Genomic DNA, 26,711 nt, shown 5'->3' with positions numbered 1-26,711 from the left:
CGGGAAAAGCGCAAACGCTACTCCGAGCCCTGCCCCGCGGATTTGACTTTGATCAAACGTTGTAACATTTTTGCAGCAACGAAGGCCGCTACACTGGCCTCCCTACACCCGCCCCTGCGCCATGTGGTCATTCATCAAACGGCTGCTAGCCGGCCCGACGCCGCCCGAAGATCCCCTGCGCGAAACCGTGAGCTTCGATGAAGCCGGTTTCACGCGCAGCAGCGAACTGGCGCGCGCCCTGGGCCAGCAGGAATTCTGGCCCTGGAGCGACATCCATGAATTCGGCTTCCGCTACACGCAGGCCGTCTTTCCCGATCCCTGGTCGGGCGACTACATGGAAGGCCTGTGGTTCCTGCGCGTACCCAGCGACGGCGGCGGGCTGATGGCCATGGAATTCGACGAGGCCACGCTCGACGCCGAACGACTGCCTGCCGCCCTGCTGCGGAACATGCCGGGCCTGGACATGGGCGCGCTGCGCGCGGGGCTGGCCGCGGCCGCGCGCGGGCCGCGCAACTTCGAGGACCATGGGGAATGGGTGGCGTGGCGGCGCGTGGCCACTACGCCCGATCCAGGCCCTGCTTGAGGTCGGCCAGGATGTCCTCGGGCGTCTCCAGGCCCACCGACAGCCGCAGCAAGCCCTCGGACAGTCCATAGCGCTCGCGGTCCTCGGCAGAGTAGCTGGCATGCGTCATGGACGCGGGATGCTGGATCAGGGTTTCCGGATCGCCCAGGCTGACCGCGATGCGCGCCAGCTTCAGGCTGTTGAGCAGGCGGCGCCCCGCCGCCAGTCCACCCTTGAGTTCGAACGCGACCAGGCCGCCGCCGGCCGATTGCTGGCGGCGCGCGATCTCCGCGCCCGCCGTATCCGCCAGGCCCGGATAGAACACGTCTGCCACCGCGGGATGCTCGCGCAGCAGCTTGGCCACCTTCAGCGCGGATTCACTGTGGCGCGCCACGCGCAGCTCCAGCGTCTTGATGCCGCGCAGCACCAGGAAGGCGGTGAAGGGCGACAAGGTCGCGCCGGTGAAGTAGCGCAGCCCTTGCAGCCGGATCGCATCGATGTGTTCCTTGCGCCCCAGCACCGCCCCCGCCAGCAGGTCGCCGTGGCCGCCCAGGTACTTGGTGGCCGAATGCAGCACGACGTCGGCGCCATGCTCCAGCGGACGCTGCAGCACCGGCGTTGCGAAAGTGTTGTCGACGATGGTCAGCAGACCCTTGCCGCGGGCAATGGCGGACACCGCCGCGATATCCACCAGGCGCAGGTTGGGATTGGCCGGCGTCTCGAAGTAGACCGCGCGCGTCTTGGGGCCGATGGCCGCCGCCACGGTCTCGGGGCGGGTGAAATCGGCAAACACCGCGCGCACGCCAAAGCGCGCCAGGCCTTGCGTGAACAGGGTGAAGGCGGTGCCATACACGATCTGGTCCACGACGATTTCATCGCCGCTCTGCAGCAGCGAGAACAGGGTCGCCGAAATCGCCGCCATGCCGGAGGCGGTCACCACGCCGGCCTCGGCGCCTTCCAGCGAGGCCAGGCGCTCTTCCAGCAGCGCCTGCGTCGGATTGCGCGTGCGGCCGTAGACGTAACCCTGCTTTTCGCCCAGGCGGATCTGGTCGAAGGATTCGATGCTGTCCTGGGTGTAGGTGGAGGTCAGATAGAGCGGCGGAGCCAGGGCGCCCTGCTCGTCCAGCGGGTCATAGCCCAGGTGGATGGCGCGCGTGGCAAAACCGTGTTGCGAGGAGTCGGACATTTCAGCGTTCCTGTGTTTTCGGGTAAGGCCGGGGCGCGCAGCCCCGGCGTGGAGTCAGCGTTTGTGGTCGGCGCGGCGCGACAGCCATTCGCCGGTGAATTGCACAATGGAGACCAGCGCGATCAGGATCACGATCACCTCGAACATCACGCGGGTCTCGTAGCGTTCGTAGCCGTAGCGGATGGCCAGATCGCCCAGGCCGCCCGCGCCTACGGCGCCCGCCATGGCCGAAGCGTTGATCATCGCGATGACGCTGACGGTCATGCCGCCGATGATGCCCGGCAAGGCTTCCGGCAACAGCACGTGGCGCACGATGTGCCAACGGCGGCAACCCATGGCCCTGGCCGCCTCCACCAGCCCGTGATCCACGTCGTTCAGGCTGACCTGGGCGATGCGCGCGAAGAACGGCACCAGATTGGCCGATAGCGGCACGATGGCGGCCCAGGTGCCCAGTGTGGTGCCCACCAGAAAGCGCGTGAACGGCAGCATCGCCACCAGCAGGATGATGAAGGGGATGGCGCGGAAGGTATTGACCGTCACCGACAGGACCTTGTTGAAGCGCGGCCGGGGATACAGATTGCCCGGCGCGGTGACGGTCAGCACCACGGCCAGCGCCAGGCCGAGAACGATGGCGATGACGGCGGACACGCTCACCATCGCCAGGGTCTGCAGGAAAGCCTGCAGGTATTTATCAAGCATTGGCAGCGACATAACCCAGCACCTTGATTTGATCGGCCACCAGCGCGGCGCGCGCGGCCTCTTCCTGTAATGCGCCCGCGGGCACGGACACCAGCAGGCTGCCCTGCGCATGGCCGCGCAGGCGATCCAGTCCGCCGTGCAGCAGCGTCGCGCCGGGGCCGAGCGCGGCCAGCGCCTGCAAGGACACGCCGTCCGGACGCCCCTGCCCCGTAAAGCGCAGCCGCAGCACGGCTACGCCCGCGCGGCCCTGCAGGTCGGGCACCAGCCTGCTGGCGAGATCGGGCGGCAAGTCGTGCTGCAAGGGCCGCAGCAAGGCGCGCGTGGCGTCGGCCTGGGGATTGCCGAACACGCGCCAGACCTCGCCTTCCTCGACCTTGCGGCCGCCGTCCAGCACCAGCACCCTGTGGCAGACCTCGCGGATCACCGCCATGTCGTGCGTGATCAACACCACCGTCAGGCCCAGCTTGCGGTTGATGTCCAGCAACAAGGCCAGGATCGACTGCGTGGTTTCCGGGTCCAGCGCCGACGTGGCTTCGTCGCACAGCAGGATCTCCGGTTCATGCACCAGCGCGCGGGCGATCCCCACCCGCTGCTTTTGGCCGCCGGACAGTTTTGCCGGATAAACGTCGGCCTTGTCGCGCAGCCCCACCAGCTCCAGCAGTTCCTCTACCCGCGCCCGCGCCGCGGCGGGCTTGACGCCCGCCACGCGCAAGGGCAAGGCCACGTTCTCGGCCACCGTCTTGGCCGACAGCAGATTGAAGTGCTGGAAGATCATGCCGATGCGGCGGCGCAGGCCCACCAGCGCGTTTTCGTCCAGGCCGCCCGCGTCCACGCCGTCCACCAGCACGCGGCCGGCGCTGGGCCGCTCCAGCATGTTGATGGAACGCAGCAGCGTGGACTTGCCCGCGCCGCTGCGGCCGATGATGCCGTAGACCTCGCCGCGGGCGATGGCGAACGACACGTCGGACAGCGCGGCCACCGGCCCCTGCGCCCCCTCGTAGCGCTTCTGCAGCCCTTCGAACACGATGTGCGCATCTGCGGCCTGGGTTCGCGGCGCGGCATCGGTCAGCGTGGCCATGGAGAATTCGTGTTGCATCATTGCCCGGCTCCGATCTCAGAAAACCGGAATCACCGAGCCTTCGTACTTGCTCAGGATGAACTGGCGCACTTCCTCGGAGTGATAGGCCTTGACCAGTTCAGGCACCCAGGGCGCGTTCTTGTCCTGTTCGCGCACCGCGATGATGTTGACGTAAGGATTGTTTTCCTTCTTCTCCACCGCGATGCCGTCGCGCGTGGCGATCAGCCCGGCCTGATAGGCGAAGCTGTTGACGATGGCCGCGGTGTCCACGTCCGGCAGCGAACGCGCCAGCACCACGGATGCGCTTTCCACGAAGTTGAGCTTCTTGGGGTTGGAGGTCACGTCCGCCAAGGTCGCCGTGCCGGTGGCCGGATCGAACCCGTCCTTCAGCGTGATCAGGCCCTGGTCGCGCAGGATGACCAGCGCGCGCGTCTGGTTGCTGGGGTCGTTGGGAATGCCGACGCGGGCGCCTTCGGGCAGCTCATTGAGCGACTTGTACTTCCTGGAGTAGAACGCGATGGGCGAGATCAGCGTGTTGGCCACGGACACGAGCTTGTAGCCGCGCTGCTTGATCTGGTCGTTCAGGAAGGGAATGTGCTGGAAGGCATTGGCGTTCAGGTCGCCGTTGTTGAGCGCCTCGTTCGGGCTGGCGGTGCCGGTGATCACCACGGGCTCGACCGCCAGGCCGTTCTTCTTGGCGACCTGGGCCACCACTTCCCAGATCTGCTCGTCGACGCCGCCGCGCACGCCCACCTTCAGCGGCTTGGGATCGGCCGAAAAAGCCGGGCCATGGAACATTGCCGCCGAAGCCAGCACCGCGCCCAGCAGGCGCTTGAAGAAACGGGAAGTCATGTTGGAATCGCCTCTCAGGCTATGCGGTTATGAGAGAAACGATTCTAGGGAGGGGGACGGACCCGGCGAACGAATAGTTCGTTGAGTCCTTATTACAGGGGCGTTTGGTTATGGCGGCTGGGCATATGGTCCCGGCACATGCCCCGCCGCGCGGATCAGAAGGGCTTGACGACCACCAGCGTCACGATGGCCGCGGACGCGATGACGGTGAAGGGCGCGTACAGATCCACCAGCGGCGGACGCTGGGCGCTGCCATTGGCCATGCGCCGCAATGCCGCGCTCTGGATGCCGAGCAGCGCCGACAGCGCCAGCGCGAAGCCCACCTTGACCCAGATCCAGGTCATGGCGAACCAGCCGAAGGTCATGGCCAGGTGCAGGCCGACCAGCCACGTGAGCACCATGGCCGGCGTGGTCACGTAGAGCGTCCAGCGGCGCAAGGCGCCCAGCATCTTGCGTTCCTTGGGCGCTTCTTCACTGTCCTGCGGCTGCGAGGACAGCAGGAACAGGGACACGAACAGCGATCCGCCCAGCCAGGCGACCACGGCCGCCACGTGTAGCATTTTCAGGAGTTGATAGGTCATGATGACCGCGATTATCGCCGGATGCGGACCGCGCCGTGTATCGGCACGGCGTATCCGTTTGCGCTACGGCAAGCGGCGCCCGGCAACGCAGCCTTACTTGGCCGCCTCGGGGCTGGCCGGGGCGGCGGGCGCGGGAGTCGATGCGGGCGCGCTGGATGCGGGGGCAGCAGATGCAGGGGCAGCAGATGCGGGCGCGGGAACTGCGGGTGCAGGCACCGTCGGCGCGGGAGCCGCAGCGGCGGGCGCGGCCGGCGAACTGGAGCCTCCCGCGGCAGGTGTTTTCGGCGTTTCGCTGCCGCCGTTGGCCGCGGCCGGATTCAAGGTATCGGCGGGCTTGTCGGGAGATTCCGCCGGCTCGGCCGGCGCGGCCTTGGGTTGCGCCTTGGCCCGGCCGCCTGCGGGCGCATGCGGCGCGGCGGCGGCCTGCGCGTCCGGCAGGAAACGCTGTAGCAGCTGGAAGAAGCCTTCATAGAACTTGGGCCGCGCAACCGTCTGGCTGCCCGTCTTCACCAGCGAATCGTCGCTGGACCCGAACGGCATGGACACCTGGCCCAGCACGCTCACGCCCACGCTGGCCGAGCTATTGGTGCGCTTGATCGAATAGCGGTCCTGCACGGCGTTGGCAAACACCGTGGCGCGCTCATTCGCGCTGCCATCGGAGGCGCATTCGATGTTGAAGGCAATCTGCGTATGCTGGCCGTTTTCGTCCTGGAAATTCTTGTGCCCCGTGACCCGCGAACCCTCGAACTTGTCGATGTTGTAGCCCTGGCTCAGCAAGGCGCGGCGGCCCGCGTCGCAGGCGGCGACGTTACTCGCATCGACGGTGCGCGAGTAAGTGTTGTTCTGGGTGAAGTCTTCTTTTTCGAACTCTGGCTTGGGGGATGAGCATCCCGCCAGGACGCCCACCAGGGCAACGGACAGGGCCAGCGACGGACTGCGGGAAAAACGGGGCATGAATTGGGGGAACAGTAATGCGTCAAGCGTCCGTTATAGCGCATCCCCGGCACCATTTCTTTTACGAGGAATGTGCAGTTCAACGGAGAGGTAACAGAGTTAAAAAAAGGGCCGCATCGCGGCCCGGGCAGCCCTGGCTGCCGCGTTCAGGGCGACACGCGCGCAGGCGCGAGCGGCGGCGCCTCCTGCGCCTCCAGGTTCAGGCTGCGCCGGTAATGCTTGCAGCCCGCGGCCAGCAGGCCGATGCACAACACCGTGGCCACGCCAACCAGGACCGACATGGACTGCCCTACCGCTGCCGGGTTCTTGAACAGCCGGTCCGTCAGCATGGCCACGGCGGTGGTGCCCAGGCCCAATCCGATCAGGTTCGAGATCAGCAGGAACAGCGCCGATACCTGGGCGCGCAGCTGATTGGGCGGCAGTATCTGCATCGCGGCGGTCGAGGTCGGCATCGGAAACGAGGCGAAGAACATGGCCGGCAGCAGCAAGCCCACCGACCACCACAGCGAATCGACCTGGGTGAAGACCACCGCAGGCAGGGCCATGCCGGCCGCGCCAATCACGCCAGCGCGCAACGGCGCATCGCTGTAGCCCCGCTTGGCCAGCCAATCCATCAGCCAGCCGCCGCAGAACACCCCGGCGGTATTGGCGACCAGCACCACCACGCCCAGCATGTAGCCGGCTTCCGAGGGCGACATGCCGAACTTGCGCATGTAGAACGCCGGCGTCCAGCCCAGCAGTGCGAACAGCACCATCGCATAGAACGAGAAGCCCAGGTAGTGGCAGAAGAAGGTGCTGCGATGGCGCCCCAGGAAGCGGAAGGTATCTTCCATGGCGGGCTTCTGCACCTGCCCCGAGGCATTGCGCCGCAAGCCCAGCCGCTGCGGATCGCGCACCGTCAGCAGGATCAGCAGCGCAATCAGCAGGCCAGGCAATCCCACAATGAAGAAGGTCACCTGCCAGGGCCGCATTGCGCCTATCCACGGCAAGGCAACCGTATCCACGCTCTTGAGCAGGTTGATGACGTAGCCGCCGATCAGGAACGCCATGCCGCCGCCGATGAACGAGCCGATCGAATAGATGCCGACGGCGCGCCCCAGCTTCTCGCGCGGGAACATGTCGCTGAGCATGGAGTACGTGGCAGGCGAGAGCGCCGCCTCGCCCACGCCCACGCCGATCCGCGCGAGAAACATCTGCGCGAAATTGCGCGAAAGGCCACAGGCCGCCGTGGCCAGGCTCCAGAACGCCACGCCGATCGCGATGATCCGGGGCCGCGAATAGCGATCCGCCAGCAAGGCTATCGGTATGCCCATGAAGGCGTAGAACAAGGAAAACGCCAGCCCGTGCAGCAAGCTGAATTGCGTGTCGGACAGCTGCAGGTCGTGCTTGATGGGTTCGATCATCAGCGCCAGGATCTGCCTGTCGACGAAGGAAAATATGTACGCTAGCATGCATATCACCACGACGTACCACTCGTAGGCGTAGCTAGGTTTTGATCCGTGCCGCGGGCTGCCGTCAGTCATGGTTTGTTTCCCTTGTATGGTGGTGAGATCTGCCCATGCCCAAGGGCCGGGTTGTGTCTCACTTGCTTGCAGGCCCATCTTTTGTAGGTCTTTGCGCAGCCAGCCTCTATACGCCTGACGCAAGGACTGTTCCCGCTGCGCAGGAAAGCATGTTCAACGACACCAATCCGCTGGACCGCCATTGCTTGCTGGACTCGGGCAACATCGCCGAGATCAAGGACCAGGTCAGCCAGCACCTATGGTCGCACCGCATGTGCGTTCCCCCGGGAAAACCCCTGCAATCGCGCCTGTACGGCGTCTTCTTCGGCAACGCAGCCTTGTTCGACCTGCACTATGGCGCGGAAGTCGAGATCGACGCCGGCGACATCGCCAGCTACTACCTGATCCGCATCACGCTGCAAGGCTCCGGGCTGATCACGCTGGGCAAGCGCAGCGCGTCGATGAACGCGGGCAGCCTGACCATTTCCTCGCCGTCCGAGCGCAGCGTGATCCGCATCGGCCGCGACTGCCGCAACCTGATCCTGCGCATCGAGCGCGAGGCGCTGGAACGCCAGCTGCAGCGGCTGCTCGAGCGCCCCGCCAAACAGGCGCTGGTGTTCGACCTGCAAATGGATGCCGACGCGCCCGGACCGGTGGCAGTGCGCGAAACGCTGGACTATCTGTGCCGGCTGTACCGCCATCCCGCCATCGAAGGCGTCACGCAAACGCTGGCCGCCGGCTTTTCAGACTACCTGCTGACGCTGCTGCTGACCCAGCTGCCGCACAACTACTCCGAGGCCTTGCAGGCAGACCGCCGCCAACCGCTGCCCCTGCATGTGCGGCGCGCGCGCGATTACATAGAAAGCCATCTGGACCAGCCGCTATCGCTGACGGACCTGGCGGCCCACTGCGGCGTCTCCGTGCGCACGCTGCAAAACGGCTTCTCGCAGTTCCTGAAGCAGAGTCCCAGCGACTACGTGCGCAACCAGCGGCTGGCCCAGGTGCACGCGGCGCTTGCGCAAGCCGGCGAAGGCGACAGCGTCACCGACATCCTGCTGCGGCACGGCATTTCCAGCTTCGGGCATTTCGCCACCCACTATCGCAAGCGCTACGGCTGCCTGCCGTCGGACACCCTGCGCCAAAGCAGGCATTAGGCATTAGGCATTAGGCGTTGCACGGCAGCGCCAGGATTCGCTTGCCGGATCGGAACGCCGCTTGCGCGTTCGGCGCAGCCCCGCCAGCGCGCCGCCGCTAGGATCAAGGCTCCATCAGACGGAGCTTGACCATGAGAATCAGCGTCATAGGCGGCGGCCACGGCTGCTACGCGGCAGCGGCCGAGCTGTTCGAGAAAGGCCATCACGTGCGCTGGTGGCGCCGGGACTGGACGGCCTTCCAGGACTTGCGGGATGCGGCCGCGCTGACGGTCACCGACTATCGCGGCAGCCGCCAGATTCCGCTGGGCGACGGCCCCCGCCAGTTGCAGCTGGTGCGCGACCTGGCCACTGCCGTGGAGAATGCGGAGCTGCTGGTCATTCCCCTGCCTTCCACCACCCACGAAGCGCTGGCCCGGGAATTGGCGCCGCTGCTGCGCGACGGCCAGGTTGTGTTCCTGCCGCCGGGCACCTTCGGCTGCTACGTCTTCGCCCGCGCCATGAAAGAAGCAGGAAATGCCGCGAACACGGCCTTCGCCGAGACCGGCACCCTGCCCTACCTGGCCCGCAAACATGGCGAAAAAGTCGTGATCAGCGGCTACGCCACCCGCCTGCCCACCGGCGTCTTTCCGCGACGGCTGTCGGAGCAGGCGCTGGCCGTGATCCATCGCGCCTACCCCAGCATCGAACCGATAGAGGACGGGCTTTCGGGCGCGCTGATGAACGCCGGCCCCATCATCCATCCGCCGCTCATCATGATGAATGCAGGGCCGCTGGAACACTTCGACAAATGGGACATCCACAACGAAGGCACCCAGGCCTCCATACGGCGCGTGACCGACGCGCTGGACGCGGAGCGCATCGCCATCCGCGTGGCCCTGGGCTATGCCGCGCCGCACTTCCCGTTGGCCGACCACTATGCCGCCGAAGGCGATGAATGGATGTACGGCCGCGGCGCCCATGGCAGGCTCACCGACAGCGGCGACTGGCGCGAGGACATAGACCTGCACACGCACCGCTACATGCTGGAGGACACGCGGCTTGGCCTGTCATTCCTGGTGTCCGCCGGCCGCTGGGCGGGCGTGCCGACGCCTGTCGCACAAGGCCTGCTGAGCCTGGCCAGCGCGGTCACGGGACGCGACCTTTACGCCGAAGGACGCACGTTCGAACGCCTGGGCCTGGACCGCCTGTCGCGCGCGGACATGCGCCAGCTTCTGGCCAAAGGCTGCTGACACGGAGATGCAAGCCATGAACGAAAGACTCTGCGTAATCGGCGCCGGCCGCATGGGCGTGGGCATCACGCTGTCATACATCCATGCCGGACTGGACGTCACGCTGATAGACATCAAGCCGCGCCCGCCCGCCGAGCAGGCCGATTACTTCGCACGCGTGCGGGACGATCTGCGCCGCGAACTCGGCATCCTGTGCAGGCTGGGCTTGCTCGATGCCGCGCAGGCAGAGGTGGCGCTGGCGCGCATCCGCCTATGCACGCGCGAGGATGCCGAAGCAGATCTGCGGCAGGCGCGCGTGGTGTTCGAAGCCGTGCCTGAACGCCTGGACGCCAAGCGCGATGCCTTTCTGTGGTTGGGAGCGGCCTGCGCGCCGGACAGCATCATCGCGTCCACCACGTCCACCTTTCTGGTCACCGAACTGGCGGAGCTGGTGCAAGGTCCGCAGCGCTTCCTGAACGCGCACTGGCTCAACCCCGCCTACCTGATACCGCTGGTGGAAGTGAGCCGCGGCCCCCAGACCAGCGAGGCCGCGACGCAAGGGCTGCTGGCAGCGCTGCGCCTGGCGGGCAAGAAGCCCGTGCAGTGCGCCCCCGCTGCCGGCTACATCGTGCCCCGCATCCAGGCCCTGGCCATGAACGAAGCGGCCCGCATGGTGGAGGAAGGCGTGGCCAGCGCCGAAGACATCGACACGGCCGTGCGCCTGGGCTTCGGCCTGCGGTTTTCGGTTCTGGGGCTGCTGGAGTTCATCGACTGGGGCGGCGGCGACATCCTCTACTACGCCTCGCGCTACCTCGCCGATGCCATCGATCCGCGCTTCGCCTCGCCTGCCGTCATCGCCAGCAACATGGAACAAGGGCGCAACGGGCTGCGCGACGGCCAGGGCTTCTATGACTACGCCGGCATGGACGTAAATGCCTACAAGATGGAGCGGCTGGCGCAATTGTGCAAGCGTCTGGAAGTGATGGACCTGTTGCCCCGCCACAACGCGGCAAGGCAGCCGCCCGCGCGATAGCGCGCCGGCCTGCGCGCCTACTTTTCCAATTCGCCCAGGATCCGGTACGCCAGCCGGACCCTGGCCTCGTTCGGATAGTTGCGGTTGGCCAGTATCACGATGCCCAGCTTCTTCGACGGCACGAATGCCACATAGCCGCCGAAGCCGTTGGTCGAACCCGTCTTGTTGATCCACACGGCCTCCTGCGGCGGCAGCGGCGGGTTCAATGCGGTCACGGGCTGGCTCTGGCTGTTGTAGTTGCCGGCATTGGCCGTCAGCAACGCGTCCAGCGTCGCCGGATAGCGCAATTGCTCCCAGGCCAGGTCCTGGGTCATGTCGCCCAGCTGGTAATAGCCGACGTGCGTCTGCGCAATCGCGCCGCGCAGTTCGGCATCCGCGAGGTTCAAGCCCATGTTCGCGTCGACGAAGCGGATCAGGTCGCGCGCGCTGGTCTTCACGCCATAGGCTTCGTCGGCCAGCACGCCCGGATTCACGCGCACGGGCGCATCCTGCTTGTTGTAGCCCTGCGCGTAGTCCGCCATCCTGGCGGCCGGCACGTCGATGTAGGTGCTGGTCAGGCCCAGCTTGGGAAACAGGTCCCGCTCCATGGCCGCCTTGAACGGCCGGTTCAGGCTCTTGGCCGCAACCACGCCCAGCATGCCGATGCTGGGGTTGGCGTAGGTGCGATACGTGCCAGCGGCATGCTCGGGCTTCCAGGCCTTGAGGTAAGCCATCATCTGCGCCTGGTTCGTGACCGCGTCGGGCACCTGCAAGGGAAAGCCGCCGGTCGTGTGCGTCCCCAGGTTGATCAGGCTCAGTTTGGCGAAGTCGCTGCCGGCGAGCTCGGGCAGATACTTGGCCGGGCTGTCGCTCAGCGCCAGGCGGCCGCGCGCCTGTGCGTAGGTTGCCAGGGTTGCCGTGTAGGTCTTGCTGATGGAGCCGATCTCGTACAGCGTGTCGCTGTCGGCCCGCCTGCCGGTTTGCCTGGATGCCACGCCATAGTTGTAGAAATGTTGCGTCCCGTTGCGGGTCACGGCGATCGACATTCCCGCAATGCCATGTTCGCGCATGACGGCCTGGACCGCCTCGTCGACCTTGCTGTCGGTCTCCGCCTGTCCGGCCTGCGCCAGCCCGCAGCCTGCGGCCATCAGCGTAAACAATCCCGTGCGCAGCATGCTGTTCAAGCGCATTCTCGTCATTCCCTGTCGTGTCGGATCGGTGGCGCCGCGACGGCGGCGCGCAAGCATCGTAACGCGGCGCGGCGCCTTATTGGTACTAACCCTTGGTCTCATTTTGGGGGATTTTGGCTATCCTCGCCTCGTCGATCCAAAACCCCGCAGAAGAGACCTGCCCCCGCGGCAGGCGCCGACGGAGCAACCGCCCCGGAAACTCTCAGGCAAACAGGACTGCGCGGTCTAGACAATCTGGAGAGAGGCGCGGATTGCGCCCACCGAAGGGGAACCCGCCGCCGCCTGCGCCGCGGGTGAAGCTCTCAGGTACAGAGACAGATGGGGTGCTGCGGCCGGGTGGCCGCGGCCACTCAATCTGGAGCCATCATGCCCCGCATCGCCATCATTGGCGCCGGTATCACCGGCGTCACGTCCGCCTATGCCCTGAGCAAACTGGGATACCACGTCACCGTCTACGACCGCCAGCGCTATCCGGCCATGGAGACTTCCTACGCCAACGGCGGCCAGTTGTCGGCCAGCAACGCCGAGGTCTGGAACAGCACCGCCACCATCATGAAAGGCCTGCGCTGGCTCGGCCGCCACAACGCGCCGCTGCTGCTCAATCCCCGCTTCAGCTGGCACAAGTACTCCTGGCTGGCGCAGTTCATCGGACAGATCCGCAACTACCGCCGCAACACCATCGAGACCACGCGGCTTGCCATTGCCGCGCGCCAGCACCTGTACGCCATGGCGGAAGAAGAAGGCATAGATTTCGACCTGGAGCGCCGCGGCATCCTGCATATCTACCACGACGCCACCAGCTTCGAGACCGCGCGCCGCGCCAATGCGCTGCTGCAGGAAGGCGGGCTGGAGCGCTACGCGGTGTCGCCCGAGGAAGCGCGCAGCATCGAACCCACGCTGCAAACCCCTTGCCATGGCGGCTTCTACACGCCCTCGGACGCCACCGGCGACATCCACAAGTTCACCAGCGGCCTGGCCCGCGCCTGCGAGCGCCGCGGCGTGCGCTTCGCGCAGGACGCCGACATCCGCAACATCAGCGTGGACGGCGCGCCCTACGTGCTCGACGTCGCGCGCGAGGGCGGCGCGCGCCGCGAGCAGCACGAGGCCGACGCCATCGTCGTCTGCGCCGGCGCCGTCAGCCGGCAGTTCGCCAGGCAGCTGGGCGACACGCTCAACATCTACCCGGTCAAGGGCTATTCCATCAGCGTGCACCTGGACGACGCCGCCAGCCAGGCGGCCGCACCGCACGTCAGCCTGCTGGACGAAGCCGCCAAGATCGTCACCAGCCGCCTCGGCGACCGCTTCCGCGTGGCCGGCACGGCCGAGTTCAACGGCTTCAACATGGACATCCGCGCCGAACGCGTGCAGCCGCTGGTGGACTGGACCCGCAAGCACTTCCCCGGCATCCGAACTTCGCGCGTGGTGCCGTGGTGCGGGCTGCGCCCCATGACCCCGAGCATGATGCCCCGCGTGGGTCCGGGCAGGCGGCCCGGCGTGTTCTACAACACGGGGCATGGGCATCTGGGCTGGACCTTGTCGGCGGCGACGGCGCAGATGCTGGCGGCTAGCGTGAGGGAGGGGGTGGGAGAGGCTTGAGTTGAGGCGAGCAAACCCAGCATTGATGCAACCAGGTTTGCTCGTACCGCTTCGCCTACTTTCTGTCCGAATAATGGGAGAAAAGCCGGCGGATAAGTGAACTCCAGTCTACAGTTGCACCTGTCGGTACTTGCACTGGAGGCCCATGCCGTGAAACGCTCGCATCAAGACCAGGCGATTCCATACTGCAATCGCAGCGGGGATAAGGCGGAAGCCTATGCCCTGCTCAAGCTAATCGATCGAGGCCGGCGCGAAATATCGCAGGGAAACGTCATTCCTGCGGGCCACGTCTTTGCCCAATTTGAAGCAATGGACAAAGATGCCGAGGAATGACACTCCCGATTGCATTTCTTCCGCCCGTGGTGAATCTGTTCGCGGAAATTGATCTGCAAGCTCAATAATGCAAGCTCGCTACGAATGCTCAGGTCCCGACGCTGCGCGCTCCAACTCCTTGTGTGTGTAACGCCGCGTCGGTCAATGTACTAAGGCCGCATCCCTGTCTTCGGCAGTCAGCAGTTCCGCGTCCGCATCGTGCCGGAGACTGTCCTTGCACACCTCCCCATCCTTCACAACCAGCAAGATCCTCTCCGGATCCACCAGCAGCGACAGATCCTTCAGCGGATCCCCGTCGACCATGACCACGTCCGCCAGATAGCCGGGACGCAGCATGCCCAATTCCTGCGGTCGTTGCATGATCTCGCCGCCCAGCCGAGTGGCGGACACCAGCGCTTCGGTCGGGGTCATGCCGATGTAGTCCACGAAGTATTGCAGGTCGCGGGCGTTGGTGCCGTGCGGCATCCAGGCAAAGCCGTAGTCGCCGCCGGGCAGGATGCGGATGCCCCGCTTGTGCATCTTGCGCAGCGACTCCGAGGCGATTTCCAGTTCGCGCTTGTAGCCCATCTGCTCGGCGATGGCGGGCGTGATGCCGTACTCGGACGCGTTGAAGGCCGTCCTGATCAGCCAGCCTATGCCCGGCGCGACGAAGTGGCTGTCTTTCCTGGCTTCCAGCATGTCGAGCGCCTCTTCATCGGCAAAGCTGGCGTGGTAGATCATCTCGATGCCGTGGCGCACGCATTGCTTGACCGACTCGCTGGAGCGCGCGTGCGCCGCGACGCGCTTGCCATAGCGCTTGGCCTCGTTCGCCAGCATGGCGATCTCGTCTTCTGCGAACGGCGACATCTCGGCCGGCAGCCCGGCGATGTACTCGCCGGACAGATTTATCTTCAGGTGATCGACACCGTATTTGATGAAGGTGCGCGCCGAGCGCCGGATCTCTTCAGGGCCACAGCACACGCTGCCGAAGCTAAGCTCGTCGAACGGCATGTGCGGCAGCGAGTTGTCGCCCAGCGCGCCTATGGTGGTGATCTCCTGGCTGCCCGCCAGGTAACGCGGCCCCGGGCATTCGCCGGCGTTGATGGCGTTACGCAGCACCACGTCCAGGCGCGGCTTGGCCGCGGCCGCGCCGATGGCCGAGGTCCAGCCCATTTCCAGATAGCGTTTGGCCACGCGCACGCACCAGAGAATGTGCTCCTCCGGCGGCATGAACTGGATCGCCGCCAGCGTGGGCTGGTCGTTCCAGGAGAAATGCGTGTGCGCTTCCGTCATGCCGGGCATCAGGAAGCGGCCGCGCCCGTCGATGAGGCGCGCGCCCTCCCGGCTCACCTGCTCAGGCGCGCGCGCGACCTGCGCGATGCGCGCGCCATCGATCAACACTTCGCCTTGAAAGGGTTCCATGCCGCTGCCATCGAAGATGGCGACATTGGTAATGGCAATTCTGGACATGACAGGTCTCCTCCGGCCCGCGTCGAGGGGCCGATTTCTTATGTTGAAACGCCAGGAAAACGTGGCCTAGCGCAGCGCCGCGTGGAACTCCCGCAGGGCCTGCATGCAGGCTTGGGGCTTTTCGTAGGTGGTCCAGTGGCCGCATCCGTCCAGCACGATGCGGCGGCTGCCAGCGATGCGCGCGGCCAGGGCGTCAACGTTGGCGGGCGGCGCCACGCCGTCCTGGTCGCCGGTAATCAGGACAGTCGGTACGCCTATCGCTTCCGCGGCGGCCGGCTGCGCATCCGCCAGCGCCTCGCAGCTCTGCGCATAGCCTTCCGGCGGCTGGCGCATCACGCTCTCGCGCACCAGCGCCAGCACGGCGGGCTGATCCTGCCTGGTCTGGGCGCTGGTCGCGGCCTTGACGATGGCGTCAGCGATCTCCTGCATGGCCGCGTCGCCACCGCGGGCAAGCTGCGCCCGCGCACGGATGCCGGGCCGCCCCGCGTCCGGCGGCGCGGCCAGCGGGCCGAACAAGGCCAGCGACTTGACCCTGCCCGGATGCGTCACGGCAAGATGCTGGGCGACCACGGTACCCAGCGAATGCGCGGCGATGTGCGCCGCATCTACGTCCAGTACGTCCAGCAGTCCGGCCAATGCGTCCACATAGGCGGCGATGGACAGGCGCTTTTCGCCCAACGCCGAGCGCGCGCTGCCCGGCAGGTCGGGACGGATCACGCGAAAGCCGTCGAAGGCGCCCATGACGGGCGTCCAGGTATTCGAGGAACCGCCCAGGCCGTGTATGCACAACAGTGCCGGCCCCTCGCCGTCGATCTCCACGGCCATGCCGTTGACGTGTTGCGTGCTCATGCCGCCGTCTCCCTTTATCTGAACAGTCGCTGTCTGCATCGGCATTGCGCCGACGATTTTTCAGGACTGTATCGGCGCAGGCGGCGGCGCGCTTATCGCCGGGTGCGCGGACTTATCGCAGAGTCAGATTTTGTGCCTAGTGAATACACCTAGCGTGGAGAAGCGCGCAAACGCCCATAAAATTCCCGGAGCGCCGCACCCGCCCGCACGCAAGCCCAGGCTTGCGCGGCGAGGCGATAAGAAAAACGGGAGACAGAGATGCAGGAGACCTACGCCTTGCACGAAGGCGCGTTCGGCCGCGCCGTCGTGCTGGAACTGCGCGACGACCTGATCGCGCACGCGCATGCGGAAGTGCAGCTGGCCCTGTGGCTGGGCGGCGCGCGCGTGCAGGGCCATGTCGGCCAGACTCCGGTCCCCTACAGCGAACATCTGGCGCTAGGCACCAATACGTACGAATCGCACGACGCCAGGCTGCTTGAACGGTCGGGCCCGGCCATTTTCCTGGTGCTCTACATCGCCAAGCCCTGGCTGGACGAACGGCGCGCCGCCACGGGCCGCCCCTTCCACTTCGCGGCGCCGGGCGTGCCCATCGACGCGGCGGTGCGCCAGGGCTGTTGGCGCTTGCTGCACAAGATCGTGGCGCCGCAGGACCACCCCGGCGCGGACCTGGATGCCGAGGTCGAGGCCCTGCTGCAAGCGGCGATCGAATCGTCCATCGAGCCGGATCGCCCGCGCAACCAGATGCCCGCGGCGCCGGCGCTGGACCGCCGGCTGCGCGCGGCGATCGCCTACATGCGCGAGCACGCCCATGAACCGATCACGGCGGAAGAGGTCGCCAGCCGCGTGGGACTGTCGCGCGGCCATTTCTTCGCGCTGTTCCGCGATCAGCTCAATACCACGCCGCAAGTCTTCTGGAGCGCCGTGCGCGTCGAAGAAGCCGTGCGCCTGCTGGTGCACCAGGAGCAGCCCCTGACCTCCGTGGCGCTGGACCTGGGCTTCTCCACGCCCGGCAATTTCTCCCGCTTCTTCCGCGAGCACATGGGCGTGTCGCCGTCGCGTTTCAGGCGCGCGGCGACGGGCGCCGCGCAGCATCTGCTGACCGGGGTTTCCTGAGCCGCCGGCCGGCCGGAAACTGCCCTGCCCGCGCCTACGCGGTTGCGGCAGGCGCGCGCGGCCGCAAATCCACGGCGTCCGAGCCAGGCCGGTCCCGGTTGAAATGCGCCCCCCTGCTCTCACCGCGCGCACTCGCCGCCCGCACGATGAGATCAGCCGCCAGGGCGAGGTTGCGCAGCTCCAGCAATTCCAGGCTCAAGCCCTCGCGCAGCAACCGCGCGTCCGTCTCTGCTCGCAACGGACCGATGAATGCGGCCGCGCGCGCCAGCGAGGCATCGCTGCGCAGCACGCCCACGTCCCGGCTCATCAACTGGCGCAGGTCGCGCCGCAGCCGCGCCAGATCGGGCGACGCCGGCACGGCGGTTGCGTCGGCAGCCGGAGTTCGATGGGGAACATCGGCCGGCACCTGGCCCAAGATGTCTTGCGCGGCAGCCCGTCCCGTCACCACGCACTCCAGCAGCGAATTGCTGGCCAGGCGGTTGGCGCCGTGCAGTCCGGTGCAGGCGGCTTCGCCCACCGCGTACAAACCGGACAGATTGCTGCGTCCGGCCTGGTCGGCAACGATGCCGCCGCAGGTGTAATGCGCGGAGGGCGCAACCGGGATGGGAGTCGTCGTGATGTCGATGCCCAGCGCCAGGCAGCGCGCCTGGATGGTAGGAAAATGTTCCTGCAGGAATCCCGGCGATTGGTGACTGATATCCAGGTACACGCACTCCAGTCCATGGCGTTCCATTTCGCCCTGGATCGCGCGGGCGACGATATCGCGCGGCGCCAACTCGGCGCGGGCATCGTAGGCCGGCATGAAGCGCGCGCCATCGGGCAGGCGCAGTATGCCGCCCTCGCCGCGCACCGCCTCGGAAATGAGGAATCCTCCCGCTTGCGCATGGTGCAGGCCGGTAGGATGGAATTGCGTGAACTCCATGTTGGCGATCCGGCAGCCCGCGCGCCAGGCCATGGCGATGCCGTCGCCGGTCGCGGCCGGCGGCGCGGTAGTCGTCTGGTATGCCTGCCCCGCGCCGCCCGTGGCCAGCACGACATGGCTGGCGGACGCATCGAAAATCCGTCCGCTGCGCAGGTCCAGCAGGCGCACGCCGCGGCAACGCGCCGCAGCCGTACCTGCGGCGCCGTCCAGGATCAGGTCCACGGCGCAATGCGCCTGCAGCAACGTGATGCCGGCTTGCCGCCGCACGCGGTCCTCCAGGGCCGCGACGATGGCGCTGCCGGTCGCGTCCGCCGCGTGCGCGATACGGCGCAGGCCGTGCCCGCCTTCACGCGTCAGATGCAATCCGCCGAGCTCCGGCGTGAACGCGACGCCCTGCTCCTGCAGCCAGGCTATCGCGCCGCAGGCCCGGGAAATGATGTTCCGCGTGGCCGGCAGATCGCACAGGCCGGCGCCCGCGACCAGGGTATCGTTGACGTGCGCCTCGATGCTGTCGTCGGCGCCCAGCGGCGCGGCAATGCCCCCCTGGGCGCGGTTGCTGGCGCTGTCGCGCAGTTCGCCCTTGGACACGAGGGCGACCCGTTTGCGCGGGGCCAGTTCCAGCGCCGCGGCCATGCCGGCCAGGCCGCTGCCGATGATGATGACGTCGAATTCCATGAGCGGACCTCCGCTAGTCCCTAGGCCGGCCCGACGCTGGCATACAGCGCCGTGTCGCGCGCGAAGTCGCCGCTGGCCTGCACGCGGCGCTTGCGCCGTTCCGCGAAGTCCAGCATGCGGTCGATCGGCGCCTTGGCACGCAGGCCCAGCGCGGGGTCCAGTGTGATTTCGTTGCGACCATGCTCCAGCGTCCCGGCCAGGTTGCCCAGGGCATTCATGGCCATCCAGGGGCAATGCGCGCAGCTCTTGCAACTGGCGCTGTTGCCCGCGGTGGGCGCGGCCAGGAAGGTCTTGCCGGGCGCTGCGGCGCGCATCTTGTGCAGGATGCCCTGGTCGGTCGCGACGATCAGCAGCTCCGCGTCGAACTTGCGCGCGGCATCGATCAGCTGCGTGGTCGAGCCCACCACGTCGGCCTGCGCCAGCACGGCGGCGGGCGATTCCGGATGCGCCAGCACCTTGGCTTGCGGGTGCTCGGCGCGAAGCAGTTCCAGTTCGGTGCCCTTGAACTCGTCATGTACCAGGCAGGACCCCTGCCACAGCAGCATGTCGGCGCCGGTCTGGCGTTGCACGTAGTCGCCCAGATGGCGGTCCGGCGCCCACAGGATTTTCTCGCCGCGCGCATGCAGGTCGGCGATTACGTCCAGCGCGATCGACGAGGTCACGACCCAGTCCGCGCGCGCCTTCACTTCAGCGCTGGTATTGGCGTAGACCACCACCGTCCGGTCCGGATGGGCATCGCACCAGGCGGCGAAATCGGCGGCCGGACAGCCCAGGTCCAGCGAGCAGGTGGCGTCGAGGTCCGGCATCAGGATGCGCTTGTCCGGGCTCAGGATCTTGGCGGTCTCGCCCATGAAGCGCACGCCGGCCACCACCAGCGTGCGGGCCTCATGGTCGCGGCCGAAGCGCGCCATCTCCAGCGAGTCGCCGACGCAGCCGCCGGTCTGTTCGGCCAGTTCCTGCAACTCCGCATCGACGTAATAGTGCGCGACCAGCACGGCGCGCTCCCGCGCCAGCAGTTCGCGTATGCGCGCCACGCAGGCGGCGCGTTCGCTGGCTGGCAAGGGTTCGGGCACGCGGGCCCAGGCCTGGCCGACGGCGCTGGGGCAGCTCGGTGTGGCAGGCAGATCGAATTCGACGTACCGGCGATTGGGGGTGTCCATGGAGGCGTCTCCTCGCGAGATTTTATGCTCATATTGAGCATTTATTGGGCAAAAAAAGAGCACGGTTTATGCTAGTGTTGAGCATAAACCGTGTCAACGTCTCTTTTGTTACGCCGCCGCGAGCCGGGGCTGCGCCCCGCCCGGCCTCAGATGAAGATCGTGCCGCGCAGGTACAACGCCGCCTGGCCGCTGATGATCACCCGGCCGTTATCCAGCACCTCGCATTGCAACTGCCCCTTGCGCGCCCCGCCCTGCTGCGCGCTCAGGCTGCGCTTGCCCAGGCGTTGGGCCCAGTACGGCGCCAACGAGGTGTGCGCCGAGCCGGTCACCGGATCCTCGTTCACGCCCACCCGCGGCCCGAACCAGCGTGTCACGAAATCGAATTGCGCCGACGGCGCCGTCACCGCCACCCCGCGCGTGTCGAAGCCCGCGAGCGCGGCGAAGTCCGGCTTCAGGGCATCGATGCGCGATTCATCGTCGATCACCACCAGATAGTCGTCCGTCTTGTAGAACGCCTGCGCGCCCGGCAGGCCCAGCGCCTGCAGCAGGCCCGGCGGGATCGGCTGCGCTTCGGGCCGCTTGGCCGGAAAATCCATCGCCAGCCTGTCGCCCGCGCGACGCACCTGCAGTTCGCCGCTGCGCGTGGCAAAGCGCAGCACGTCTTCCGTTGCGCCCAGCTGTTCGAACAGCACCCAGGCCGACGCCAGCGTGGCATGGCCGCACAGGTCCACCTCCACCGCGGGCGTGAACCAGCGCAGCTCGTGGACATCGCCCTTGCGCACGAAGTAGGCGGTTTCGGACAGGTTGTTTTCTTCTGCGATGCGTTGCAGCGTTTCGTCCGGCAGCCAGGCCTGCAGCGGCACGACCGCTGCGGGGTTGCCGCCGAAAGGCGCGGCAGTGAAGGCGTCTACCTGATAGATGTCGAGTTGCGGCATGGCGGGTCCTGGTTGATGGCTGAGGTTGCGCGTCGGAACGCGAGCCGGCATTTTCCTACGAAAACGCCGGCTTCGATCGTGGCGCCCTGCCCGCTACACCGTGCGCACGAACAGCGCCCTCAGCTTGTTCCAGAAATCCCCGCCCAGCACGAAGAAGCTGGCAATCAGCATGAGGTCTCCGGCCAGCTGGGCCTGCCACAGATTGGGCCGCAGGCCCGGCCACATTTCGTCTATGTAGGGTTCCAGCGCCGAGGTCAGGATGGGCAGCAGGAACATGACCAGGCCGATGGCATGGCGCACGGGGCCAACCTTCTGCACGGGAGCGAGTTTCTTGGCCTGGCCGAACACGATGGACTTCAGCCGCTGGAAGCCCTCCTTGCCCATGACTGCGATGCAGCTCAGCAGCAAGACCTTGTTGGCGATGAAGATGGTGCCGGTCAACGCGGCGATGCGCGGACCCGGCACGTCCATATAGCCCGCCACCGGAAGGAGGAACCACAGGGCGAAGGCGATGATGAACAATCCGATCCCGCATTTGAAGCGCCACCCCGCCGAGTGCGAGGGTGGGGCCGGTTCGTCTGGCAATGACATGGCTGCCTCCTGATTCAAGCGTCTGAGGGGACTGCGGTTGAAGGATTCCGACGGGGTTCCCGGCTGTCCGGCGCCCGGGGTTCGAGCAGGCGCAGCATCAGGCAGGCATAGAGCGTGACGCCGATGAACAAGCCCATGCGCACCGCGAACGCGGTGTAGACGTCCTTGCCGGCGGCGCTGTCCTGCACTGACTGGCCCAGCAGGATGACGAGCGTCACCAGCGTGTTCAGCCAGAAGCTGGGCGGATGGCGGGTCGGAACCAGCCGGTAGAGCTTGCGCGCGGCCATGAGGCCGAACAGCAGCATCCAGAGAAAGAACATCCACAGGTTCACGAACAGGCTCAAAGCGCACCAGAAGGCGACCGCCAGCGCGCCGCCCAGCAGGGTCGAGCCCAGCAGTTCGCGGGCCGCGCCCTGCGCGGCGGTGACGCAGCTCTGGCGCCCCAGGCTGACCGATTTCAGGATGATGGGCATGTAGCCCAGCGGGTCGGTCAGCGCCAGCAGGAACGCCGGCATCACCACGAGCGCGGCCCGCAGGGCCAGCCGGCTGGCCGCGTCCGGCGGCAGGACCGGCGCCGCGGGCGGCGCGGGCGCGGCCGCTGGCTCCGGGAACAGCAGATGGCAGCCGCCCAGCGCCAGGACCGCGACCAGCAGCCCTTTGCCCAGCGCTTCGATCACCAGGGCGGCCAGCGCGAAGTCGACGGTGCCGGCGGCGGAAATCATGGTCAACCCGATGATGAGAAAGGTCGACAGCAGGCCATTGCCGCCGCGCAGGCCGTGACGGAAGGCGAAGTAAAGGCACAGTGCGATGAGCAGCACCCCGCTCAGAGGGTAGTAGCGCAGCAAGGGACTCAGCAGCAGGCCGATCGCGGTGGCAAGCAGCGCCATCAGCAGCAGGCCCAGCCCGCTCTTGAACGACAGGGGCCGGTTCATCGATGCCAACAGCATGACGCCCAGCACCGGCGCGACCATGGGGATGGGCAGGGCCAGGCCGTAGCTGATGGCCGTGCAGAAGGCGGTGCCCGCGCCCACGCGCAGGGCGCGTCGCCCGCGGGGATCGGGATCAGTATGCATAGGAAAGCCAGCTCATCAGCCGCATGTATGCGCGGCCCAGCAGGTTGAGCGGATTGCCGGAACTGGGAAACGCCATGACCTCGGCCTGGCCGCCCACGCGCACGCCGCTCAACGCCGGCAAGTCGCCGGGATCGAATTCCACAATGACTGGAAAGCGCTGCGCGGGCCGCAGCCAGTCGCGGCTGTTCTGCACCGTGGGCAGGCTGCCGGGCGGTGAGCCGGGCCCCACGTTGACGCCATACCCGACGCTGCGCACGCGGCCCTTGAAGATCTGCCCGGGCAGCGCGTCCAGGATGATGGCCACCGGCGTGCCGGGCTCCATGTGGCCCAGGTTGTTCTCGGTCATTTCAGCGCTGATCCAGACGTCGTGGATCGCGATCAGCGTCATGACGGGATTGCCGGCGGCGGCGAATTGCCCGGCGTCGGTGCGCAGGTCGGTGATCAAGCCTGCGGAACGCGCCCGCACCTGCGTATTGGCCAGGTCCAGCTCGGCTTTCTCCAGGGCGGCGGCGGCGCTGCGCAGCTTGGCGTTGTCTTCCTCGCTGCCACCTTCCTGTTCGCGCGCGCGCTGCACCTCGGCGCGCGCGGCCGCGACCTGGCTGATGGCCTGGGTCAGATTCGCCCGCGCGATTTCCAGCCGCCGCAGCGAGACGGTGCCCTGGTCCTGGCGGTACAACCCTTCGAGCCGGGTGCTGTCCTGGCGGGCTTTCAGCTCGTTGGCCTGGGCCGCGCGCAAAGAGGCCTGCGCCGAATCGATGCCCGCGGTGCCGGCGCCGATCTGCCTGCGCGTGGACTCCAGGTCCGCGCGGGCGCGGTCGACGGCAATGCGGTAATGCTCCGGGTCGACGTCGAACAGCGCCGCGCCAGCTTCGACGTCCTGGTTGTTGCGCACATACACCCGGGTCACGCGCCCCGAAACCTCGGAGGCCACCGGCACGACAAAGGCCTGCACCCGCGCCTGCTGCGTGTACGGCGTATAGCGGTCGGCCAGCAGATACCAGGCCAGGCTCAGCACGATGAACAGGACCGTCCAAAGGACGCCCTTTTTTGCGGGATCCGGCGCGGGGGCCGCGGCGGGCGGGGACGGCGAGTCACTCATCGGATCGCACCTTTTGAGCGGACACGGCGGCGGCGGAGGCAGGCGCCGGTTCGGATAGCAGATCGCCCCAATCGGTGCGCTGCCGCATCTGTTCGCGGGTCGCCGGGTCGAGCACCGGCTCCGCGCTATACCAGCCGCCGCCCAGGGCCTTGTAGAGGGCGATGAGGTCGCTCACGGCGCCGCCCCGGTTCACGACGTACGCATCCTGCTGGACGGCCAGCGCCTGCTGCGCGTCCAGTACCCGCTGGAAATCGGTATAGCCTTCGCGGTAGAGCGCGTTGGCCAGCGTGAGCGAACGCCCCGCGGCCTGCGCCGACTGCTGCAGGATGCCGTCGCGTTCCAGCGCCTTGATCAGGCCGCTGGCCGCGTCGTCGGCTTCGCGCGCCGCCTGCCGGACGTCGTCCTGGTAGGCCACGATCAGCTGCTGCAGCCGGGCGTCCTGCACCCGCACATTGTTTTGCAGGCGGCCGTGGTCGAACACGTTCCAGCTGAGGACGGGGCCGGCCAGCAGCGCGGCGCCGCCCGCCGTGCCCGCCAACGAGGTGGCGGACCAGGCGATGCTGCCCAGCAAGGTCAACGAGGGATAGAGGTCCGCCGCAGCCACGCCCACCTGCGCCGACTGCGCGGCGATGCGCAGTTCGGCTGCGCGGACGTCGGGACGGCGCAGCAGCAGATTGGCGGGCACGTCCTGCAGCACGGCGCGGTCGACCAGCGGCACCTCCGCCGTCTTGTCGTCCAGTTCCGGCATGGGACCGGGCGGCCGGCCCGCCAGGACCGCCAGGGCGTTGCGGGTCCGCATGATCTGGCTTTCGAATTCGGGAATGGTGCCGAGCGTGCTCAGGTACTGCGTGCGGGCCTGCTGCAGGTCCAGTTCGTCGGTTTCGCCGCTGCGGAACAGCTTTTGCGTGATTTCGTAGCTGCGCTTCTGGATGGCGGCATTGTCGCGGGCGATCCGCAGCCGCGCCTCGGCGGTGCGCAGCGCGTAGTAGCTCTCGGCCACCTGCGCGTGCAGCAGCACCAGCACGTCGTCGCGATTGGCCTGGGCCTCGAAGTACAGGGCGTCGGCCGACTCGATGGCGCGGCTGAACCGGCCCCAGAAGTCCAGCTCCCAGCCTATGTCGAAGCCGGCGCTGTATTGCCAGAAGCTGCTGGGGCGCGGGTTGCCTTCGGCCGAACGCGAGGACCGGTGCTGGTAAAGGGCGTTGGCCCCGACCACCTGGGATTGCGGGTAGCGCCCGCTCTGGGCGATGCCCAGCTGCGCGCGCGCTTCCATGATGCGCAGGCCGGCGATGCGCAGGCCCGCGTTATTGGCGTCGGCCTGGGCGATCAGGGCCTCCAGGATGGGATCGCCGAAGATCTGCCACCACTGCCGGGCGTCCGGCTGCAATTGCTGGCGGCTGGCCTGCTGCAGCGCGGGTGTGCTCCAGTCCGCGGCCCAGCTGGTGCGCTGGGGCTCGAAGTCCGGCCCCACACGCATGCAGCCGCCCAGGCAGAGCATGCCGATCAGCAACAGCCGATTCGAACAGGTCAGCGGCGACATCGGGTATCGGGTCCGTGTAGAGCCTAACCGCCAAGGTCCACGACGCAGCTCCAGCCTTGCCGAAGCGCGGCGTGCGAATTGATTCTATTGACCTTTTCCGCTTACCGCCAGCGGATCGTTTTGACGCAGGCACTAGATAAAAAGTACTGCTGCGGCGAGCTTGTGTACAAGCGCCAACGGTCGGCGCTACAGTGAAAAATTCGAACCCTCCCACCCTTACCGCGCAGCATATTCTGGAGTCCGTCATGAACGCTCAGAAGAAAGCAGCAACAGAGGACAAACCGCTGGCGCAAGCCAAGCTCTCGGGCAAGAAATACGCCGAGGAACTGGCCCGGCTGCACGTGGAACTGGTCAGGCTCCAGGAATGGGTCAGCCAGACGGGCGCCAAGGTCTGCATCCTTTTCGAAGGACGCGACGGCGCCGGCAAGGGCGGGACGATCAAGGCAATCACCGAGCGCGTCAGCCCGCGCGTGTTCCGGGTGATCGCCCTGCCCGCCCCCTCGGACCGCGAGAAAACCCAGATGTACGTGCAGCGCTACCTGCCCCACCTGCCGGCGGCGGGCGAGATCGTGATCTTCGACCGCAGCTGGTACAACCGGGCCGGCGTCGAGCGGGTGATGGGGTTCTGCTCCAAGGACGACGTCAAGATCTTCCTGAAAGGCGTGCCGCTGGTTGAACGGGCCATCATCGGCTCGGGCATCATCCTGCTGAAGTACTGGCTGGAAGTCAGCGAGGAAGAACAGACCCGCAGGCTGCAAGCCCGCATCACGGACGAGCGCAAGGTCTGGAAGCTGACCAAGATGGACCTGGATTCCTACAGCCGCTGGTACGACTACTCGCGCGCCCGCGACGACATGTTCGCGGCCACGGACACCAGCGTATCGCCCTGGTTCGTGGCGCAGTCGGACGACAAGAAAAAGGCGCGGCTGAACATCATCAGCCACCTGCTTTCCCAGATTCCGTACAAGCGCATGCCGCGGGCCAAGGTCAAGCTGCCCAAGCGGCAGAAGGCGGGCGGCTACCGCGATCCGGGGCATCCGTTGCGCATGGTCCCCGCCAAATTCTGAGCGGCGCGCGCCTCCGACGCCCGCGGAGTCCCCAAGGAGAACGATCATGGCTGCCCTGCTGATCAACCACGTGGAAGAAAGCACCTCGGACGAGGACATCCGGAGTTTTCTCATGAAGTACGGCTTTCCGTCCTTCGACCGCATCCAGCGCGTGCCGAGCGAGGGGGAGCGCCCAGCCGTCCTGGTGACGTTTGACGGCACGGGTCCCGAGGAGCTGCGTGCGCTCGCGCCCCGCATCCATCAGGTGTTCTGGAAAAACCACACCATCGCGGTGCTGGTGATGCGCGAGCCCATCGAATAAGGGGCCGCATTGCACCCGTCCAAATCGTGA

General features: G+C 66.9%; 26 protein-coding genes and 2 riboswitches. Of the genes, 9 read left to right on the top strand and 17 right to left on the bottom strand.

All coding sequences use genetic code 11. From position 1 onward, the window contains the following. Window positions 1–121: 121 nt before the first annotated feature. On the top strand, window positions 122–583 hold the full coding sequence (locus tag IAG39_RS11585) for a hypothetical protein (RefSeq protein ID WP_165867970.1): 462 nt from the start codon (window positions 122–124) through the stop codon (window positions 581–583). Here IAG39_RS11585 and IAG39_RS11580 read toward each other — a convergent pair. From IAG39_RS11580 to IAG39_RS11550, 7 genes are all read right to left on the bottom strand, one after another. Next, the gene (locus tag IAG39_RS11580) at window positions 558–1,748 is read right to left on the bottom strand and encodes a trans-sulfuration enzyme family protein (protein WP_118934755.1); all 1,191 of its coding nucleotides are present in this window, start codon (window positions 1,746–1,748) and stop codon (window positions 558–560) included. The two genes, IAG39_RS11585 and IAG39_RS11580, sit on opposite strands and share 26 nt — an antisense overlap. Window positions 1,749–1,802: 54 nt before the next feature. After that, a complete protein-coding gene (locus tag IAG39_RS11575; RefSeq protein WP_059372625.1) occupies window positions 1,803–2,459 on the bottom strand; it encodes a methionine ABC transporter permease in 657 nt (218 codons plus the stop codon). Further along, a complete protein-coding gene (locus IAG39_RS11570; RefSeq protein ID WP_118934753.1) occupies window positions 2,440–3,546 on the bottom strand; it encodes a methionine ABC transporter ATP-binding protein in 1,107 nt (368 codons plus the stop codon). The genes IAG39_RS11575 and IAG39_RS11570 overlap by 20 nt, the downstream gene beginning before the upstream one ends. Window positions 3,547–3,561: 15 nt before the next feature. Beyond that, window positions 3,562–4,377 (bottom strand): MetQ/NlpA family ABC transporter substrate-binding protein, encoded by an 816-nt coding sequence (locus tag IAG39_RS11565; protein ID WP_054452716.1) that lies wholly within the window; start codon window positions 4,375–4,377, stop codon window positions 3,562–3,564. 155 nt (window positions 4,378–4,532) lie between these two features. Continuing rightward, window positions 4,533–4,958 (bottom strand): CopD family protein, encoded by a 426-nt coding sequence (locus tag IAG39_RS11560; protein WP_118934751.1) that lies wholly within the window; start codon window positions 4,956–4,958, stop codon window positions 4,533–4,535. 93 nt (window positions 4,959–5,051) lie between these two features. After that, entirely contained in the window at window positions 5,052–5,912 is an 861-nt protein-coding gene (locus IAG39_RS11555) for a DUF2242 domain-containing protein (protein WP_118934749.1), read from the bottom strand. A gap of 146 nt (window positions 5,913–6,058) precedes the next feature. Continuing rightward, the gene (locus IAG39_RS11550) at window positions 6,059–7,435 is read right to left on the bottom strand and encodes a spinster family MFS transporter (protein ID WP_118934747.1); all 1,377 of its coding nucleotides are present in this window, start codon (window positions 7,433–7,435) and stop codon (window positions 6,059–6,061) included. A gap of 149 nt (window positions 7,436–7,584) precedes the next feature. On the opposite strand from IAG39_RS11550, the gene IAG39_RS11545 reads away from it, so the two are divergent. The 3 genes from IAG39_RS11545 to IAG39_RS11535 all read left to right on the top strand — a co-directional run bounded on the left by IAG39_RS11545 (window position 7,585) and on the right by IAG39_RS11535 (window position 10,809). Then, a complete protein-coding gene (locus tag IAG39_RS11545; RefSeq protein WP_118934745.1) occupies window positions 7,585–8,568 on the top strand; it encodes an AraC family transcriptional regulator in 984 nt (327 codons plus the stop codon). 131 nt (window positions 8,569–8,699) lie between these two features. Continuing rightward, window positions 8,700–9,797, top strand: a complete 1,098-nt coding sequence (locus IAG39_RS11540; protein WP_118934743.1) for an NAD/NADP-dependent octopine/nopaline dehydrogenase family protein — start codon at window positions 8,700–8,702, stop codon at window positions 9,795–9,797. A gap of 16 nt (window positions 9,798–9,813) precedes the next feature. Next, window positions 9,814–10,809 carry a 3-hydroxybutyryl-CoA dehydrogenase gene (locus IAG39_RS11535; protein ID WP_118934741.1) on the top strand — a complete coding sequence of 332 codons (996 nt, stop codon included), beginning with the start codon at window positions 9,814–9,816 and terminating at the stop codon, window positions 10,807–10,809. A 17-nt stretch (window positions 10,810–10,826) separates the two neighbouring features. Here the strand turns inward: IAG39_RS11535 and ampC are convergent, their stop codons facing one another. Then, complete coding sequence (ampC, locus tag IAG39_RS11530; RefSeq protein ID WP_410469176.1) at window positions 10,827–11,987, bottom strand: class C beta-lactamase; 1,161 nt, start codon at window positions 11,985–11,987, stop codon at window positions 10,827–10,829. Window positions 11,988–12,115: 128 nt separating this feature from the next. Further along, window positions 12,116–12,207, top strand: a riboswitch (glycine riboswitch). Window position 12,208: 1 nt separating this feature from the next. After that, window positions 12,209–12,300, top strand: a riboswitch (glycine riboswitch). A 44-nt stretch (window positions 12,301–12,344) separates the two neighbouring features. Between ampC and IAG39_RS11525 the strand changes: the two genes are divergently transcribed. Then, a complete protein-coding gene (locus IAG39_RS11525; RefSeq protein WP_118934737.1) occupies window positions 12,345–13,574 on the top strand; it encodes a D-amino acid dehydrogenase in 1,230 nt (409 codons plus the stop codon). 150 nt (window positions 13,575–13,724) lie between these two features. After that, window positions 13,725–13,907 carry a hypothetical protein gene (locus IAG39_RS11520; RefSeq protein WP_124260413.1) on the top strand — a complete coding sequence of 61 codons (183 nt, stop codon included), beginning with the start codon at window positions 13,725–13,727 and terminating at the stop codon, window positions 13,905–13,907. A 141-nt stretch (window positions 13,908–14,048) separates the two neighbouring features. On the opposite strand, the gene IAG39_RS11515 is transcribed toward IAG39_RS11520, so the two are convergent. After that, the gene (locus IAG39_RS11515; protein ID WP_118934735.1) at window positions 14,049–15,356 is read right to left on the bottom strand and encodes a metal-dependent hydrolase family protein; all 1,308 of its coding nucleotides are present in this window, start codon (window positions 15,354–15,356) and stop codon (window positions 14,049–14,051) included. 66 nt (window positions 15,357–15,422) lie between these two features. After that, window positions 15,423–16,205, bottom strand: coding sequence for an alpha/beta fold hydrolase (locus tag IAG39_RS11510; RefSeq protein ID WP_118934733.1), 783 nt, complete (start codon window positions 16,203–16,205; stop codon window positions 15,423–15,425). 258 nt (window positions 16,206–16,463) lie between these two features. On the opposite strand from IAG39_RS11510, the gene IAG39_RS11505 reads away from it, so the two are divergent. Beyond that, window positions 16,464–17,318, top strand: coding sequence for a helix-turn-helix domain-containing protein (locus IAG39_RS11505; protein WP_059372584.1), 855 nt, complete (start codon window positions 16,464–16,466; stop codon window positions 17,316–17,318). A gap of 34 nt (window positions 17,319–17,352) precedes the next feature. On the opposite strand, the gene nadB is transcribed toward IAG39_RS11505, so the two are convergent. The 7 genes from nadB to IAG39_RS11470 all read right to left on the bottom strand — a co-directional run bounded on the left by nadB (window position 17,353) and on the right by IAG39_RS11470 (window position 25,313). Then, window positions 17,353–18,915 carry an L-aspartate oxidase gene (gene nadB, locus IAG39_RS11500; RefSeq protein ID WP_118934732.1) on the bottom strand — a complete coding sequence of 521 codons (1,563 nt, stop codon included), beginning with the start codon at window positions 18,913–18,915 and terminating at the stop codon, window positions 17,353–17,355. Window positions 18,916–18,935: 20 nt separating this feature from the next. After that, window positions 18,936–20,075, bottom strand: coding sequence for a quinolinate synthase NadA (gene nadA, locus IAG39_RS11495; protein ID WP_118934730.1), 1,140 nt, complete (start codon window positions 20,073–20,075; stop codon window positions 18,936–18,938). A 146-nt stretch (window positions 20,076–20,221) separates the two neighbouring features. Beyond that, window positions 20,222–21,010, bottom strand: a complete 789-nt coding sequence (locus tag IAG39_RS11490) for a PhzF family phenazine biosynthesis protein (protein WP_118934728.1) — start codon at window positions 21,008–21,010, stop codon at window positions 20,222–20,224. A gap of 93 nt (window positions 21,011–21,103) precedes the next feature. Continuing rightward, a complete protein-coding gene (locus IAG39_RS11485) occupies window positions 21,104–21,601 on the bottom strand; it encodes a transporter suffix domain-containing protein (protein WP_059372576.1) in 498 nt (165 codons plus the stop codon). Between the two features lie 14 nt (window positions 21,602–21,615). After that, window positions 21,616–22,674 (bottom strand): DUF2955 domain-containing protein, encoded by a 1,059-nt coding sequence (locus tag IAG39_RS11480; protein ID WP_187774097.1) that lies wholly within the window; start codon window positions 22,672–22,674, stop codon window positions 21,616–21,618. Continuing rightward, window positions 22,664–23,773, bottom strand: coding sequence for an HlyD family secretion protein (locus IAG39_RS11475; protein ID WP_118932486.1), 1,110 nt, complete (start codon window positions 23,771–23,773; stop codon window positions 22,664–22,666). The genes IAG39_RS11480 and IAG39_RS11475 overlap by 11 nt, the downstream gene beginning before the upstream one ends. Then, window positions 23,766–25,313 (bottom strand): efflux transporter outer membrane subunit, encoded by a 1,548-nt coding sequence (locus IAG39_RS11470; protein ID WP_059372566.1) that lies wholly within the window; start codon window positions 25,311–25,313, stop codon window positions 23,766–23,768. The genes IAG39_RS11475 and IAG39_RS11470 overlap by 8 nt, the downstream gene beginning before the upstream one ends. 245 nt (window positions 25,314–25,558) lie before the next feature. Between IAG39_RS11470 and ppk2 the strand changes: the two genes are divergently transcribed. Both ppk2 and IAG39_RS11460 read left to right on the top strand, forming a co-directional pair. Further along, the gene (ppk2, locus tag IAG39_RS11465; RefSeq protein WP_059372564.1) at window positions 25,559–26,380 is read left to right on the top strand and encodes a polyphosphate kinase 2; all 822 of its coding nucleotides are present in this window, start codon (window positions 25,559–25,561) and stop codon (window positions 26,378–26,380) included. A gap of 46 nt (window positions 26,381–26,426) precedes the next feature. Further along, window positions 26,427–26,681, top strand: coding sequence for an RNA-binding protein (locus tag IAG39_RS11460; protein ID WP_118932487.1), 255 nt, complete (start codon window positions 26,427–26,429; stop codon window positions 26,679–26,681). The last annotated feature ends 30 nt before the right edge of the window (window positions 26,682–26,711 follow it).

Origin of the sequence: Achromobacter xylosoxidans (genome assembly GCF_014490035.1) — a bacterium.
Lineage (GTDB): Bacteria > Pseudomonadota > Gammaproteobacteria > Burkholderiales > Burkholderiaceae_B > Achromobacter > Achromobacter bronchisepticus_A.
The sequence above is the reverse complement of the archived record's forward strand: the minus strand, read 5'-3'. Positions and strand labels throughout refer to the sequence as shown.

Excerpts from the sequence above, each read along its gene's own strand:
- IAG39_RS11585 (WP_165867970.1), top strand. The coding sequence starts at position 122 with ATGTGGTCATTCATCAAACGGCTGCTAGCCGGCCCGACGCCGCCCGAA.
- IAG39_RS11580 (WP_118934755.1), bottom strand. The coding sequence starts at position 1,748 with ATGTCCGACTCCTCGCAACACGGTTTTGCCACGCGCGCCATCCACCTG.
- IAG39_RS11575 (WP_059372625.1), bottom strand. The coding sequence starts at position 2,459 with ATGTCGCTGCCAATGCTTGATAAATACCTGCAGGCTTTCCTGCAGACC.
- IAG39_RS11570 (WP_118934753.1), bottom strand. The coding sequence starts at position 3,546 with ATGATGCAACACGAATTCTCCATGGCCACGCTGACCGATGCCGCGCCG.
- IAG39_RS11565 (WP_054452716.1), bottom strand. The coding sequence starts at position 4,377 with ATGACTTCCCGTTTCTTCAAGCGCCTGCTGGGCGCGGTGCTGGCTTCG.
- IAG39_RS11560 (WP_118934751.1), bottom strand. The coding sequence starts at position 4,958 with ATGACCTATCAACTCCTGAAAATGCTACACGTGGCGGCCGTGGTCGCC.
- IAG39_RS11555 (WP_118934749.1), bottom strand. The coding sequence starts at position 5,912 with ATGCCCCGTTTTTCCCGCAGTCCGTCGCTGGCCCTGTCCGTTGCCCTG.
- IAG39_RS11550 (WP_118934747.1), bottom strand. The coding sequence starts at position 7,435 with ATGACTGACGGCAGCCCGCGGCACGGATCAAAACCTAGCTACGCCTAC.
- IAG39_RS11545 (WP_118934745.1), top strand. The coding sequence starts at position 7,585 with ATGTTCAACGACACCAATCCGCTGGACCGCCATTGCTTGCTGGACTCG.
- IAG39_RS11540 (WP_118934743.1), top strand. The coding sequence starts at position 8,700 with ATGAGAATCAGCGTCATAGGCGGCGGCCACGGCTGCTACGCGGCAGCG.
- IAG39_RS11535 (WP_118934741.1), top strand. The coding sequence starts at position 9,814 with ATGAACGAAAGACTCTGCGTAATCGGCGCCGGCCGCATGGGCGTGGGC.
- ampC (WP_410469176.1), bottom strand. The coding sequence starts at position 11,987 with ATGACGAGAATGCGCTTGAACAGCATGCTGCGCACGGGATTGTTTACG.
- IAG39_RS11525 (WP_118934737.1), top strand. The coding sequence starts at position 12,345 with ATGCCCCGCATCGCCATCATTGGCGCCGGTATCACCGGCGTCACGTCC.
- IAG39_RS11515 (WP_118934735.1), bottom strand. The coding sequence starts at position 15,356 with ATGTCCAGAATTGCCATTACCAATGTCGCCATCTTCGATGGCAGCGGC.
- IAG39_RS11510 (WP_118934733.1), bottom strand. The coding sequence starts at position 16,205 with ATGAGCACGCAACACGTCAACGGCATGGCCGTGGAGATCGACGGCGAG.
- IAG39_RS11505 (WP_059372584.1), top strand. The coding sequence starts at position 16,464 with ATGCAGGAGACCTACGCCTTGCACGAAGGCGCGTTCGGCCGCGCCGTC.
- nadB (WP_118934732.1), bottom strand. The coding sequence starts at position 18,915 with ATGGAATTCGACGTCATCATCATCGGCAGCGGCCTGGCCGGCATGGCC.
- nadA (WP_118934730.1), bottom strand. The coding sequence starts at position 20,075 with ATGGACACCCCCAATCGCCGGTACGTCGAATTCGATCTGCCTGCCACA.
- IAG39_RS11490 (WP_118934728.1), bottom strand. The coding sequence starts at position 21,010 with ATGCCGCAACTCGACATCTATCAGGTAGACGCCTTCACTGCCGCGCCT.
- IAG39_RS11485 (WP_059372576.1), bottom strand. The coding sequence starts at position 21,601 with ATGTCATTGCCAGACGAACCGGCCCCACCCTCGCACTCGGCGGGGTGG.
- IAG39_RS11480 (WP_187774097.1), bottom strand. The coding sequence starts at position 22,674 with ATGCATACTGATCCCGATCCCCGCGGGCGACGCGCCCTGCGCGTGGGC.
- IAG39_RS11475 (WP_118932486.1), bottom strand. The coding sequence starts at position 23,773 with ATGAGTGACTCGCCGTCCCCGCCCGCCGCGGCCCCCGCGCCGGATCCC.
- IAG39_RS11470 (WP_059372566.1), bottom strand. The coding sequence starts at position 25,313 with ATGTCGCCGCTGACCTGTTCGAATCGGCTGTTGCTGATCGGCATGCTC.
- ppk2 (WP_059372564.1), top strand. The coding sequence starts at position 25,559 with ATGAACGCTCAGAAGAAAGCAGCAACAGAGGACAAACCGCTGGCGCAA.
- IAG39_RS11460 (WP_118932487.1), top strand. The coding sequence starts at position 26,427 with ATGGCTGCCCTGCTGATCAACCACGTGGAAGAAAGCACCTCGGACGAG.